This is a genomic window from Micavibrio aeruginosavorus ARL-13 (assembly GCF_000226315.1).
Taxonomy (GTDB): domain Bacteria; phylum Pseudomonadota; class Alphaproteobacteria; order Micavibrionales; family Micavibrionaceae; genus Micavibrio; species Micavibrio aeruginosavorus_B.
Genome location: NC_016026.1, coordinates 1,491,877 through 1,504,635, shown reverse-complemented (window position 1 = coordinate 1,504,635; position 12,759 = coordinate 1,491,877). Strand labels below are relative to the sequence as shown.

Here is a 12,759-nt window from a genome sequence, read left to right as displayed (position 1 = left end):
TTACCCGAAAAACTGTAGCAAGGGTTCAGGAATACGCAAACGTGGGCGGTATTGAATGCCGTGCGGCGGCACGGCGTAATAGCCACCAAATTTCAAATATTTTTGGCCCAATGCGTCGCGGGACGGTACGGTGATTGTTGGGTTGCGTGCGGCCGCGTCGCGCCCGCCTTTATCGGACCATGTGCCATCCATATCGCGGCGATAGAAATGGCAATCAAGGTTTGGCGCAATGACGACGGCAATGGCGTGGAATTTTCCGGACAGGGCCTGTTGTTCATTGATTACGATCAACCCGTCTTTCATCAACCGGTTATGAATGGTGCGGGCGGATACGCGCATGTTTGCGGGAACGTTGCGTTTGTGGCTGGCCAGTTGCCCGGGGATGGCCCATCCGGCCTCGGGGCAATTCAGGGCATAGGCGTAGCAATTGGTTTGATCTTGCAGAAAATTATGCGTGTTCCATGCGGCACCGTTGAAGGCGAGGTTCACGCGGCGGGGAGTCGTGCGGATTGGTGCCGCCTCGGTCACAAAAACCGGGCGGACCAGAAGGTGGTCCAGAAACGCATGAACGTCTTGAAAGGTGCCCAAGGCCACTCCCCGTTAATCTTTTAATGGGGGAAGGTTAGCAGGGGCCTTATAATATGTCAAATAATAGGGCGGTTTTTTGAAAAAAAAAGCCCGGGCCAGCCCCAGAGTCATCAATCTGTTGGCTGGCTTATCCGGGTTTTTTGAAAAAAAGCCCGGGCCAGCCAACGGGGATCGGATCGGGTGGGGTGGCTGGCCCGGAAACGGGGGGTTCGGGTATTCGGGTACGCAGAAACCTAGGAAAGGAGAGGTCTACGCATGACCGGCGTCCGGGTGGATCATATGGGGGCTGATCACGCGGACCTGCCGAAATTCGGCCCGGTCGTCATAGGTGGCAAAGCTTTGCAGTTCTGCCAGCATTTCAATAAGTTCCAAGGTCGGATGATCTTTGATCTCGTCCATGGTTTCGGGGATGTCCACGGTCGTTTCAATCACCAGAACAGGCACCGTGCGGCCATAATGATCGACCACAAAAGCCAGATGCGCGTCCTTGATATACGGGTTGTCAAAAATCATCGCGATCTCCCTTGGGATTTGCCCATGATTCCATTATCTCCCCCAAATGTGAGGAAGATATGGAATTTTATTGAAATTCGGGGGCCATCTATGGTCAAAAGGGGGCAACTTCATAAAATGCAAAGTAATCATGCACGGTAAAAAAGACCCGGAAATCGTCACTTTTGGCTGTCGCCTCAATACTTACGAGAGCGAGGTGATGCGCACCCATGCCAAAAACGCCGGGATTGAAGATGCAATTATCTTTAATACGTGCGCTGTAACCAAGGAAGCCGAGCGCCAAGCGCGTCAGGCCATTCGCCGCGCTCGCCGTGATAACCCGAATGCCCGTATTATTGTCACCGGCTGCGCCGCGCAGATTGATCCGACCAGCTTTGGCGGCATGCCCGAGGTGGATCAGGTCATTGGTAATGACCTGAAACTGAAAGCCGAAACATGGGGCGCGCCGCCGGCGGAGAAGGTTGTGGTCAACGACATCATGGCCGTGCGCGAAACCGCCAGCCATCTGGTCGATGGGTTCGAGGGACAGACACGCGCGTTTCTGCAGGTTCAAAATGGCTGTGACCACCGCTGCACGTTCTGCATTATTCCTTATGGCCGCGGCAATTCCCGGTCCGTGCCCATTGGCGAAATCGTTGAACAGACCCGCCATTTGGTCAAAGCAGGGTTTCGCGAAATCGTTTTGACCGGGGTGGATGTAACATCCTATGGTCCCGACCTTCCGGGCTCACCCACGCTGGGGCAAATGATCCGCCGCGTTCTGGCCTTGGTGCCGGATTTGCCGCGTTTGCGCCTGTCGTCGCTGGACCCGGTGGAAATTGACGATGATTTATGGCGGCTGATTGCCGAAGAACCGCGTTTAATGCCGCATCTGCATGTCAGTTTGCAGGCGGGCGACGACATGGTTTTGAAACGCATGAAACGCCGCCATTTGCGTCAGGACGCCATTGATATGTGCAAACGCGCGCGCGATCTGCGCCCCGATATGGTGTTTGGTGCGGATATTATCGCCGGTTTCCCGACGGAAACGGATGAGATGTTCGCGAACACGCTGCGCATTGTTGATGAATGCGATTTGACGTTCCTGCACGTGTTCCCGTATTCGGAACGTCCGGGAACTCCGGCGGCCCGTATGCCGCAGGTGGAAAAGCAAGTGCGTAAAGACCGTGCCGCGCAATTGCGCGAAGCGGGCGAGCGCCAGATGCAGAAATTTTTACAACATCAGGTGGGCATGGTGCGCACTGTCCTGATGGAAAAAGATAATATGGGCCGCACCGAACAATTCGCCGAGGTCAAACTGGCGGAGGGTTCATTTGATGCAGGGACACTGGTCACCGTAAAAATCGAAGGCGTTGACGGGCAACATTTAATTGGCCGCGTTGCTTAAGATATAAAGTAGAGGAAGTGAATCAATGAAACTGGATCGTGCGTTTTCCGCGCCGTTTTACATGGCCCGCCATGGCGAAAGCAAAGCCAACCGTTTTAACCGCGTCGCCGGTTGCGAATGGGACGTGCCGCTGACCGACAAGGGGTGCGAGCAGGCGTATGAGTTGGCGCAAACCATTTTAACGATGGATAACAAGCCGACCGTTATTTTCTCAAGCCCGCTGCAGCGCGCATTTAAAACCGCCAGCATTGTTGCCTCGGAAATCGGGGCCGATGTTCATATGATCTATGATCTGCGCGAGCAGGGGCTGGGGTCGTGGAACAAACAGAAATATTACGTCCTGCGCGAACAGTTTGAACGTGGGGACGAGCCGCAGGACGGCGAAACGCAACAGGCTTATATGCGCCGCGTTCTGATGGCTTTGGGGCAAATGCAGGATGAGGCCAGTGCCCTGGCTGTGCAATCTCCGCCGTTGGTGGTGGCCCATGGCGGGTTGTTCTATGCCCTGGCGCAGATCACAAAGACATTCAATGGCATGAAAGAAATCGGCAATTGCAGCCTGTATCGGTTTGGCCCGTGCCAAATTGGGGACAAGCGCCTGTTCCAAGTGCAACAAGTTCTTGTCGAACAAGGGGATGCCGTTCTGCGCCGTGCGCCGTTCAGCCCCCGATAGGCTCAAACATAGATTTTAGGTTTGCATAACGAGGTCGCGCTGGTGTATGAAGCGCGACCTTTGTTTATTTGGAGTGATATGTGGTGGCTGGCAATGTTGTCAGCGCGTCGGCTCTGGCAAATAACACCGATTATGGTAGTCACGCCGGGTGCGCTTTCGCGGAGTGGTCGTCTTATGATGCGATCCGGATCACGGATCAGCGTTTGCGCCAGATGGTTCAGAGTGGTGAAATCCGTGCCAGCGAAGTCGAGGACAAAGAGGGCGAAGTGCGCAGCCAGGTCGTTGATGAGTTGTGCATTAAAATGGGATATACGCCGGAGCCGTAATGGCGCGGTGGTGTTTAAACCGGGGCCCGAGAGGGCCCCGGTTTTTCTTTGAAACAGAGGCTTTAACGGTTCGTTCATCCCTGTCGGGCAATACTTTCGATTGTGTGGATTGATGGGGGCACGTTTTGATTTTTCGGGGCTTGTCGGTTTTGGCGTGTACATGTGCGTGCGCGGTCATCATGACCGGGCCGCCCGCATTGGCGCAGGAGGTATTTTCCGACCGTAAAGGATGCCATGCCAATAAACCGGGGCAGACCGCCATTAAAATCAATCTGACTTTGGAAGAAGAGCCAATTTATGATCTGTCCCGTTCGATTGCGTGGTTGAATCGTGATGGTGGAAAATCAACGGCGGAATGGCTGGCCCGGAATGGTTTGACAGCGGTTTACAAACCATCACAATTTGTAACCAAAGGGCAGGCGCATGGTGGTTTGGCCATGACCAGCCGCGCATCGCTGTTCAGCAGGTCTTATGGCCCGTATGGTGGCTATCAATGTCCGTATTTCAGGCAGATCGAAGTCAACATTTTCTATCGCACGCTGATCTATATTCCGTCCGATTACCAGATCGGAACATGTGCGTTTAATGAAATCCAGATGCACGAATTGAAACATCACACAACAAATGTGGATGTTGTCAAAGCGGCTGTAGAGAAAATGCGTAAGGACTTACCCGCCATCATTCGCGAAATGGAAGGGAATGCCTATCTGCCGCACGATAAAATCCGCCCACATTTTGAAACAATGAAGACGGGTATAGACGATTTTATTCAGGTGTATTTCACCGAGCTGGCCAGCGAGGAAATGGATCGCCGCAATCATTTGGTCGATACACCGGCAGAATACGAACGTTCTGGCAAAGCGCTCAGGGACTGCCGCATACAGGATAAAGTGGCGCAGTTGAAAAAATAATATTACGGGCGCTAGGTTATTACGAAAAATAAAAACGTCCTATTCTTGCTGTCTGGCAATGGATGCGGTAAACCGTTGGCATCAAAAACAACGGGAAAAACCATGATTTTCTGGCGGAAGAAGAAAGACGAAATCCCGACAAACGATGCGGCCCCATCGCAGGCCGAGGTTACAGCCTCTCCTGCGGCGGCTGAATTGCAACCGCAGATTCAGGCGCAGCCAGAACCGGTGGCCGAACCCGTCGTTGCTGAAGAACAGTCGTCCGGTAATTGGATGAGCCGTTTGGTTGGTGGCTTGGGTAAATCCACCAGCAAGATTACACAAGGGTTGAGCGATCTGGTGACCAAGCGCAAGCTGGACCAGGATATGATCGACCAGTTGGAAGAAGTGTTGATCACCGCCGATCTGGGCCCCAAAACTGCATCGCGCATTGTGACCGAATTTGCCGAAGGCCGCTTTGGCAAGGATATGGACGGCGATGAAATCCGTGCGGCTTTGGCCGATGTGATTGCGCGCATTCTGGATCCCGTCAATAAACCGATTGATTTTACCCGTCGTGATACGGGACCGTTTACGGTTCTGGTCTGCGGTGTGAACGGCGTTGGTAAAACCACGACCATCGGCAAAATGGCCTATAACCTGCATAAACGCGAAGGTAAACGCGTGATGCTGGCCGCGGGGGATACGTTCCGCGCGGCGGCGACCGAGCAATTGAAAATCTGGGCCGAGCGTGCAGGCGGCGGGATTGTCGCGCGCGATATTGGCGCGGATTCTGCGGCTGTGGCGTATGAGGCGTATGCAGCGGCAAAGGCGGAAGGCGCAGATGTTCTGTTCATCGATACCGCAGGGCGTTTGCACAACAAGAAAAACCTGATGGATGAATTGCAGAAGATTATTCGCGTGCTGCGCAAGCATGACGAAAATTTGCCGCATGCCGTTATTTTGGTTCTGGATGCGACGACGGGTCAGAACGCACATGCGCAGGTGGAAACATTCCGTGACATGGTGGATGTCAGCGCGCTGGTCGTGACGAAGCTGGATGGGTCGGCCAAGGGCGGCGTTGTTGTGGGTCTGGCGGACCGGTTCGGCCTGCCCATCATCGCCGTTGGTGTGGGCGAGCAGGCGGAGGATTTGCAACCCTTCCACCCGGATGCCTATGCGCGGTCACTGGTTGGGGTTGGGATTTAGTTTTGCCGTCATCCCGGCTAAAGCCGGGATCTTCCAGCCATAATGGATGAAGACCCCGGCTTTCGCAGGGATGACGGACGGAAGAATGCTAGTCCCTTGAAAAAACAATAAAAATGAGTAAGAATGAAGCATGTCAAAAGGTCCTCGTTCTTTTAAGCCCCGCAAATTCAATGATGCACAAAGCGCGTTTGCCGCGATTTGTGAGATTTATGACGCCAACGTCACATGGTTGCGGGAAAGTTTCTTCGCCTTTGCGGATGGCCATATGCCGAAGCACCGCATTTCGGCCTGTTACCCGTATATCCGGGTGACGACGGAAACGGCGACGCGGGCGGATACGCGCCTGTCCTATGGTTTCGTGCCACGTCCGGGCAGTTACTCTACCACCATCACGCGTCCGGATATTTTCGATCATTATCTGATGGAACAATTACGCCTGTTGTTCCTGAACCATCATGAGCCGATTGAAATCGGTGTCAGTGATACGCCCATTCCGATTCACTTTGCCCTGGGCGAAGATTTCCACCTGGAACGCGATCTGTCGGCGGAACAGATCAATGCGATGTCCAATCTGTTCGATCAACCCAATCTGGATTTGATGGATGATGAGGTTGCCAACGGCACCCACGAAACAAAACCGGGGCATGACGCGCCGTTGGCGTTGTTCAACGCGCCGCGCATTGACCTTAGCATTATGCGTCTGCGCCACTACACCGGCACGAATGCGCGTCACTTCCAAAACTATGTGATTTACACCAACTATCAATTCTACATTGATCAGTTCGTGCGTATTTGCCGTGACATCATGGCGCCGACCGATAATCCGGAATTGCGCGCCGAACGGCTGGAATATTCGTCTTTTGTTGAACCGGGCAACCGCATCACAACCAACAAAAATATGGCCGATCCGGGCGAGAGTGATGATCCGGGCCTGCCGCTCACGCGCATGCCGCAAATGCCGGCCTATCACCTGAAACGCAAAGACGGTTCGGGCATTACCATGATCAACATTGGTGTTGGTCCGTCCAACGCCAAAACCATCACCGACCATGTGGCCGTTTTGCGTCCGCATGCATGGTTGATGCTGGGGCATTGTGCGGGCCTGCGCAACTCACAATCGCTAGGCGATTATGTTCTGGCGCACGGTTACTTGCGCGAGGACAATGTTCTGTATCGCGACCTGCACCCCTCCATCCCAATTCCGGCCCTGTCGGAAATTCAGATTTCGCTGGAACGCGCCGTGGAACATGTCACGGGGTTGCAGGGCTATGATCTGAAGAAAATCATGCGCACGGGCACTGTGGCGACGGTCGATGACCGGAACTGGGAATTGCGCCCGACGCTGCGCCAGAATTTACGCCTGAGCCAGAGCCGCGCGATTGCGCTGGACATGGAATCCGGCACCATTGCCGCCAACGGCTTCCGCTTCCGCGTACCGTACGGCACGTTGCTGTGCGTATCGGACCGTCCGTTGCACGGGCAATTAAAACTGCCGGGCATGGCCGACAAATTCTACCGTGACCGCGTGGACCAACATTTGCAAATTGGCCTTCTGGCCATGGCGATGTTGCGTGAATACGGGCCGGAGCGTTTGCACAGCCGGAAACTGCGCTCGTTCAACGAAGTGGCGTTCCAGTAAACACAATTTTTAGCATTCCCGCGAAAGCGGGAATCCATACAGGCTCGTCCGTGGATCCCCGCTTTCGCGGGGATGCTTTTATGGGTGGTGTTATAATCCCGATAGTATTTGCGTCAGTGCTTCAACATCTTCTGCCACATGATACAACCCAAATCCAAACCGCAGACGCGTGCCGCGATGATCGGTGACAACGCCGAGGTCTTGCAGTTTTTGCGCCAGATCGGCAGCACGGTCCGTTTCAAAGGTCAGGAAATGACCACGGATCGGTGTATCAACCGGCGAAACCAATGTGCCGGGGCGTTTTTTCAAGCCTTCTAAAAATTGATCCTGTAATGCCATCACATGGGCATGAATATCGGCGACGCCGATATTCAGGTCATTCAGCATTTCCATTACGGCGTTCAGGCGGTACAGGCCCGACGGATCAAACGTCGCGCCCCAGAACCGGAACCCGTCGGTAGAGTAGGGCACATCATCACCCTGGCGCGCTTCCAGCGATCCCATATCCGCAAACCATCCGGTATTGCGCGGACGCATGGCATAGCCCGGCGGGCAATGCATGAAACAGCATCCTTCGCCGGCCATGGCGTATTTGTACCCGCCTGCCAGATAGAACGCGCGGCCCGAAATTTTGGACAGGTCGGTGGGCAGGGCCATAAAGCCGTGATATCCATCAATTACCACCAGCGTGTCTTTGTTCGGTACGACGTCCACGATTTTTTTCAGGTCGGGCACGGCATACGCCGAATTGAAAAAAACATGGCTGAAAAACACCATGGCGGCGGGCGTTGATTTCACCGCGTCGATCATGCGATCGGTGAAGGAGTGGAACGGTTCGGATGGAACGCGCATGACCGTGATGGATCCATCTTCTTCCAGTCGTTTCAATTGCCGGGTCAGGCTGTGAAATTCGCTGTCCGTTGTGATGATGTGTGGGTGATCGGGCAGGGCGGAGATCAACCGATTGATAAATTCATGCGTGTTGGGCGCAAAGGCAATCGTGTTTGGGACGGGCAAGTTCAGGATGCGGGCCACATGGCCCTGCGCCGTTGGAATAACCGTGTTGAAAATCACATCCCATTTATTATCGGCCATGGATGCCGATAAACCCCAATAGCGCGTTTGCGCCGTGCGCGTGCAATCGGGCCAGAGATGGTGGCTGTGGGCCGCGAAATGCAGCTTGTTGGCATTCATGGCCAACGCGGTGCCAAACAATTTGCGAAAATCGGACATCATACCATTATCCCGTGGTGCCATAGCGGTATCCCATCTGGTTGCTGATCGTTTGGGGCAACGGCGGGCGCGCGTGGCTGGGGATCAGGTAGGTGGAGAGGGCGAAAAGATCGGTGAAAATCCGGTGCTTTTCCAATGTCTGCATGAGGTATCCATATCCGGCGGACCCGCCAGTGCCGACATTCATGCCGACCATGCGCTGAACCATCAAAGCATGGCGGTACCGCCATTGCGACATGGCGGCATCAATATCCATGATGTGGCCCAGCAGGCTGGCGGGGCCTTGCAACGCGGGTTCGGTTTTATAAACGGTGATGAACAATGCGGCCTGTAACGCGCGCCACGACAGGCGCCACGAAGAAGATGGGGAGGATGACGTATCCGCATCCTTGTTAAAGATGCTGTCGAATTTCGTGCGGTTGCGGGCAATGGCGGCCAGTTCGCGGTCCAGAATATCACCATCCACCGCATGGCGGGCCATGGCTTCGCGCCCGTCCAGCATGGTGTGCACGGCAGCGCGGTATGAATCCCAGAATTTATAATCATCCCGGTCCACAAACGGTGTGCGGGCCAGCCATTTGTCGATCTGGTCGAACAGAGTGGTTTCATGTTCCGCCGTATTGATGGCGGTTTGCGATGCCGGGCAATATCCCGCATCATATTGGCAATGGTTGAACAGCAACCGATCCTCACGACGCAGGCCAAGGCGCGTTTCAATCAGGCGGAATTGCAAACTCTGGAACCCCGATGCGGTTTTCAGATGGTCGCGGAAATCCGTGAAGTCCTGCGGCGTCATGGTTTCAAGAATATCGAGTTGCCGCACCAGCAGGCGCAGGATTTCAACAACGCGGTGCAGGTGTTTGACGATCGGCTGCATATCGCAATCATCCACCACCGGGCGGCCCAGCCGCATTTGTACATCATCCAATTCAAACAGGATTTGCTTGAACCAGAGCTCATAGGTCTGGTGGAAGATGATGAACAACATTTCATCATGCGCGAACGCGCCCGTGGCCTTATCGGCGCTCCACGGTTTTTGAATGTCGAGCAGCGTATCGAGGGCGAGGTATTCCCCGTACTGGTCCCAGTTTTTTGTCTTGTCCTGTGTCATACGGGGCAGTGTGCCGCGCCCGTCTGGGTGTGTCTAGGGCTGTGGCGTTGCACAAAACAAAACGGCGTCCAGAAAAGGACGCCGCGTAAAAGCCCAAGTTAAGACTTGAAAGACACTTAGACGGAGATGTCCAGGACACTCCCGCGTTCCTGGCGTCGGGGTGAGGTGCTTTCATCCCGTGTGTCTGCGGCTTGGCGCACCTCGTTATCCCGATTCTGGCTCGACCCGTTATTCCGGGCCTCGGACCGTTGTGTTTCTGCGGCTTCCGTCCCCGAACGGCGGGTTTCGGTGGCTTCGCGCTGGCGGTCCTGATCCCGGTCATTGATCCGGGCCTGTTCATCGCTGCGGGCGGTGAACGGGTTGTTGATTTGTTGGCTGGCATAATTGCCCAGCGGGTTAATGGCCATAAGGCGTCCCCAATATTGAAAATAAAACCTCTCTTATCTTAAGCCGAATTGCTTAAGAAAGCATGTCCTTTTTAGCCCACATCCTTTGGGGCAGGGCGGATTCGCAATTTAACTTAATCTAAACCTTTTGCGCGCAGATTGGGTGCTGTGGGGTGTGTTGCCCGAATCCGGCCCGGTAGAGGTTGGAACAGGCAGCCAAGTCAAAAATGTTAATCAAAACAAATGCTTGGTTATTTGGCGGTGAAACAGGCGTCTTCCATACAGGAAGAGGCCGTTTTGACAGGTGTTTGTGATGATCGGGTTGAGGGAACTCATGGATTCGCGTTTATTCGAAAAATCGCCAAAAGTGGCACCGCTTCTGGTGCGCCTGTATGACAGCCATAAGCTTTATGAGCTGGCCACGGATGATACGCCGCTGGCGCGGGCCGAGCTGACCAGCGCGGTCGCCGAACTGCTGGAGGCCGAACTGGCCCCGCGGGAAAAAGAACTGATTTCCGATGTATTGATCAGCCTGATGCGTCAGGCGGAGAAAGATTTGCGCGAAGCGTTGTCCGAACGTCTGTCGGTCATCGACACTGTCCCATTGCGCGTTGCGTTGCATTTGGCAAATGATGACATTTCCGTCGCCGCGCCGGTGCTGAAAAAAAGCAACGTCCTGAGCGATATGGATTTGCTGTACATCATTAAAGCAAAAACGTCCGCCTACTGGCAGGCGATTGCCGGTCGCCGGGGGATGAGCGAGCAATTGATCAACGTGCTGGCGGATACACGCGATTTTCCGACGGCGGGTGTGTTGGTTCGTAACAACGCCATTCAATTACCGGTTCATGCGATGAGCGTGATTGGCGAAATGGTTCCGGATCACGAAGATCTGGCCAAACCGCTTCTGATGCGCCAGGAATTGCCTGAAGACATCGCGCGCCGTTTGTACAGCGTGGTCGGGGCCGAACTAAAACATTACATCCGCGATTATTTCGGGGCCTTTGCTGGTCCCGCTGCGGATGCGGTCGATGATGTGATGCTGGAATTTGGCGAGGCAATCGCCTCTGCTACACGTCCGGTGGATATGCCCGCCTTTATGCCGGGGGCCAGCATGATTGCGGCGGCCAAGGCGTACAAGGAAAAAGGCCGTTTGAGCGTGAACACGATGATGGACACGTTACAACGCGGTCAATACGCATCCTTTATCGCCATGTTCGCCGAATATTCGGGCATGGATGTGCGCACCATTCACGATATGATCTCGGAATCAGGCGGCCATCGTCTGGCCGTTGCGTGCAAGGCGTTGGGTGTGCAGAAAACCGATATGACGCGGTTCTATATGCTGACCCAGCGTGTGCGCAGTGCAGACCGCATTATTGATCAAAGCGAATTGCTCTCCGCCATTCGCGCCTATGACAAGGTGACGGTCACATCGGCGCAGGGCATGATGGGCATGAGCCGCTAAACGATTTCTCTTGAAACGGAAATAAAAAACCCCGGATGGATGTCCGGGGTTTTTTCTGCGTTCCTATAAACCCCTCACCCTAACCCTCTCCCTATGGGAGAGGGAACAGTGAAACGTCTTACGCCGCTTTCTTGTTCACGCTCAACGCCGCAACGCCGGGCAAGGTTTTGCCCTCCATCCATTCCAGGAAGGCGCCGCCCGCGGTGGAGATATAGGTGAAGTTATCGATCACCCCCGCATGTTCCAGTGCGGCGACGGTATCGCCGCCACCGGCCACGGAAACAAAGGTGCCCAGATCCGTGTGATCGGCGACGAATTTTGCCAATGCAACGGTGCCCGCGTCAAACGGTTCAATTTCAAACGCACCCAGCGGGCCGTTCCAGACAATCGTTTTTACATCCAGCAGGCGTTTTTTCAGCATTTCCACGCTGGCCGGACCCACATCCAGAACCATGGTGCCATCGGGGATGGATTCCATGTCACATGCGCCGTGTTCGGCATTGGCGGCAAAGGCCGTGGCCCAGACGCCATCAACGGGCAGGATCAAATCGCAACGGCGATCAACCGCTTTCTCGATAATCTCACGGGCTTGTTCCGCCATGTCGTGTTCGCACAGCGATTTTTTCATGTCCACGCCCATGGCGTGCAGGAACGTGTTGGCCATGCCACCACCGAGGATCAGCAGATCGGCTTTCTCCACCAGATTGCCCAGCAATTCCAGCTTCGTCGAAATTTTCGCACCGCCGACAATCGCGGCCACAGGGCGTTCCGGGCTTTCCAGCGCGGCGTTCAGGGCGTTCAGTTCCGCTTCCATCAACAATCCGGCGGCGGTGGGCAGGTGATGCGCCAACCCTTCGGTCGATGAATGGGCGCGGTGCGCGGCGGAAAACGCATCATTCACATAGATATCGCCCAGTTTCGCCAAAGCAGCGGTGAAGGCCGGATCGTTCTTTTCCTCACCCGCATGGAATCGTACGTTTTCCAACAACAGGATTTCACCAGCCTGCAAATCGCCAATAATCTTTTCAACATCTGCGCCAATGCAATCATCGGCAAAATCGACATCATGGCCCCACGATTTTTCCAGCGCCGGAACAATGAAACGCAGGGAAAATTCAGGCGTCACACCCTTTGGTCGGCCAAAGTGGGACAGAATGATGACTTTTGCGCCCGCAGCGGTCAGCGCGTCAATTGTGGGTTTCAGGCGGTCAATACGGGTTGTGTCGGTGACCACGCCGTCCTTGGCCGGAACGTTCAAATCGGCGCGCAATAACACGCGTTTGTTTTTAACATCAATGTTACGAATGGTTTTAAATGTCATTTTGTTTTCCTCTAT

13 protein-coding genes are annotated in these 12,759 nt (G+C 54.6%); 7 read left to right on the top strand and 6 right to left on the bottom strand.

Going from position 1 to position 12,759, the window contains the following annotated elements; all coding sequences use genetic code 11:
• Both MICA_RS07125 and MICA_RS07120 read right to left on the bottom strand, forming a co-directional pair.
• Window positions 1–594 carry a hypothetical protein gene (locus MICA_RS07125; protein WP_236619870.1) on the bottom strand — a complete coding sequence of 198 codons (594 nt, stop codon included), beginning with the start codon at window positions 592–594 and terminating at the stop codon, window positions 1–3.
• 243 nt (window positions 595–837) lie between these two features.
• Window positions 838–1,101, bottom strand: coding sequence for a hypothetical protein (locus MICA_RS07120; RefSeq protein ID WP_014103048.1), 264 nt, complete (start codon window positions 1,099–1,101; stop codon window positions 838–840).
• A 130-nt stretch (window positions 1,102–1,231) separates the two neighbouring features.
• Here MICA_RS07120 and mtaB point away from each other — a divergent pair, with 130 nt between their 5' ends.
• The 6 genes from mtaB to MICA_RS07090 all read left to right on the top strand — a co-directional run bounded on the left by mtaB (window position 1,232) and on the right by MICA_RS07090 (window position 7,225).
• Window positions 1,232–2,488, top strand: a complete 1,257-nt coding sequence (mtaB, locus tag MICA_RS07115; protein WP_014103047.1) for a tRNA (N(6)-L-threonylcarbamoyladenosine(37)-C(2))-methylthiotransferase MtaB — start codon at window positions 1,232–1,234, stop codon at window positions 2,486–2,488.
• Window positions 2,489–2,513: 25 nt separating this feature from the next.
• A complete protein-coding gene (locus tag MICA_RS07110; RefSeq protein ID WP_014103046.1) occupies window positions 2,514–3,161 on the top strand; it encodes a histidine phosphatase family protein in 648 nt (215 codons plus the stop codon).
• Between the two features lie 83 nt (window positions 3,162–3,244).
• Window positions 3,245–3,487: a hypothetical protein gene (locus tag MICA_RS07105; RefSeq protein ID WP_014103045.1), complete on the top strand. Its 243-nt coding sequence runs from the start codon at window positions 3,245–3,247 to the stop codon at window positions 3,485–3,487.
• A gap of 179 nt (window positions 3,488–3,666) precedes the next feature.
• Window positions 3,667–4,398 (top strand): hypothetical protein, encoded by a 732-nt coding sequence (locus MICA_RS07100; RefSeq protein WP_148260445.1) that lies wholly within the window; start codon window positions 3,667–3,669, stop codon window positions 4,396–4,398.
• Between the two features lie 102 nt (window positions 4,399–4,500).
• A complete protein-coding gene (gene ftsY / locus MICA_RS07095; protein WP_321162934.1) occupies window positions 4,501–5,586 on the top strand; it encodes a signal recognition particle-docking protein FtsY in 1,086 nt (361 codons plus the stop codon).
• Between the two features lie 130 nt (window positions 5,587–5,716).
• Window positions 5,717–7,225 carry an AMP nucleosidase gene (locus MICA_RS07090; protein WP_014103042.1) on the top strand — a complete coding sequence of 503 codons (1,509 nt, stop codon included), beginning with the start codon at window positions 5,717–5,719 and terminating at the stop codon, window positions 7,223–7,225.
• Between the two features lie 90 nt (window positions 7,226–7,315).
• Here the strand turns inward: MICA_RS07090 and MICA_RS07085 are convergent, their stop codons facing one another.
• The 3 genes from MICA_RS07085 to MICA_RS07075 all read right to left on the bottom strand — a co-directional run bounded on the left by MICA_RS07085 (window position 7,316) and on the right by MICA_RS07075 (window position 9,976).
• Complete coding sequence (locus MICA_RS07085; RefSeq protein WP_014103041.1) at window positions 7,316–8,461, bottom strand: aminotransferase class V-fold PLP-dependent enzyme; 1,146 nt, start codon at window positions 8,459–8,461, stop codon at window positions 7,316–7,318.
• Between the two features lie 4 nt (window positions 8,462–8,465).
• Window positions 8,466–9,569 (bottom strand): tryptophan 2,3-dioxygenase family protein, encoded by a 1,104-nt coding sequence (locus MICA_RS07080; RefSeq protein WP_014103040.1) that lies wholly within the window; start codon window positions 9,567–9,569, stop codon window positions 8,466–8,468.
• Between the two features lie 116 nt (window positions 9,570–9,685).
• Window positions 9,686–9,976 (bottom strand): hypothetical protein, encoded by a 291-nt coding sequence (locus MICA_RS07075; protein WP_014103039.1) that lies wholly within the window; start codon window positions 9,974–9,976, stop codon window positions 9,686–9,688.
• Window positions 9,977–10,289: 313 nt separating this feature from the next.
• On the opposite strand from MICA_RS07075, the gene MICA_RS07070 reads away from it, so the two are divergent.
• On the top strand, window positions 10,290–11,423 hold the full coding sequence (locus MICA_RS07070) for a DUF2336 domain-containing protein (protein ID WP_014103038.1): 1,134 nt from the start codon (window positions 10,290–10,292) through the stop codon (window positions 11,421–11,423).
• Between the two features lie 118 nt (window positions 11,424–11,541).
• On the opposite strand, the gene MICA_RS07065 is transcribed toward MICA_RS07070, so the two are convergent.
• Complete coding sequence (locus MICA_RS07065; RefSeq protein WP_014103037.1) at window positions 11,542–12,744, bottom strand: phosphoglycerate kinase; 1,203 nt, start codon at window positions 12,742–12,744, stop codon at window positions 11,542–11,544.
• Between the last annotated feature and the right edge of the window lie 15 nt (window positions 12,745–12,759).

Bases quoted from the DNA above. Each gene is read 5' to 3' on its own strand.
- MICA_RS07120 (WP_014103048.1), bottom strand. From the start codon at position 1,101: ATGATTTTTGACAACCCGTATATCAAGGACGCGCATCTGGCTTTTGTG.
- mtaB (WP_014103047.1), top strand. From the start codon at position 1,232: ATGCACGGTAAAAAAGACCCGGAAATCGTCACTTTTGGCTGTCGCCTC.
- MICA_RS07110 (WP_014103046.1), top strand. From the start codon at position 2,514: ATGAAACTGGATCGTGCGTTTTCCGCGCCGTTTTACATGGCCCGCCAT.
- MICA_RS07100 (WP_148260445.1), top strand. From the start codon at position 3,667: ATGACCGGGCCGCCCGCATTGGCGCAGGAGGTATTTTCCGACCGTAAA.
- ftsY (WP_321162934.1), top strand. From the start codon at position 4,501: ATGATTTTCTGGCGGAAGAAGAAAGACGAAATCCCGACAAACGATGCG.
- MICA_RS07090 (WP_014103042.1), top strand. From the start codon at position 5,717: ATGTCAAAAGGTCCTCGTTCTTTTAAGCCCCGCAAATTCAATGATGCA.
- MICA_RS07085 (WP_014103041.1), bottom strand. From the start codon at position 8,461: ATGATGTCCGATTTTCGCAAATTGTTTGGCACCGCGTTGGCCATGAAT.
- MICA_RS07080 (WP_014103040.1), bottom strand. From the start codon at position 9,569: ATGACACAGGACAAGACAAAAAACTGGGACCAGTACGGGGAATACCTC.
- MICA_RS07075 (WP_014103039.1), bottom strand. From the start codon at position 9,976: ATGGCCATTAACCCGCTGGGCAATTATGCCAGCCAACAAATCAACAAC.
- MICA_RS07070 (WP_014103038.1), top strand. From the start codon at position 10,290: ATGGATTCGCGTTTATTCGAAAAATCGCCAAAAGTGGCACCGCTTCTG.
- MICA_RS07065 (WP_014103037.1), bottom strand. From the start codon at position 12,744: ATGACATTTAAAACCATTCGTAACATTGATGTTAAAAACAAACGCGTG.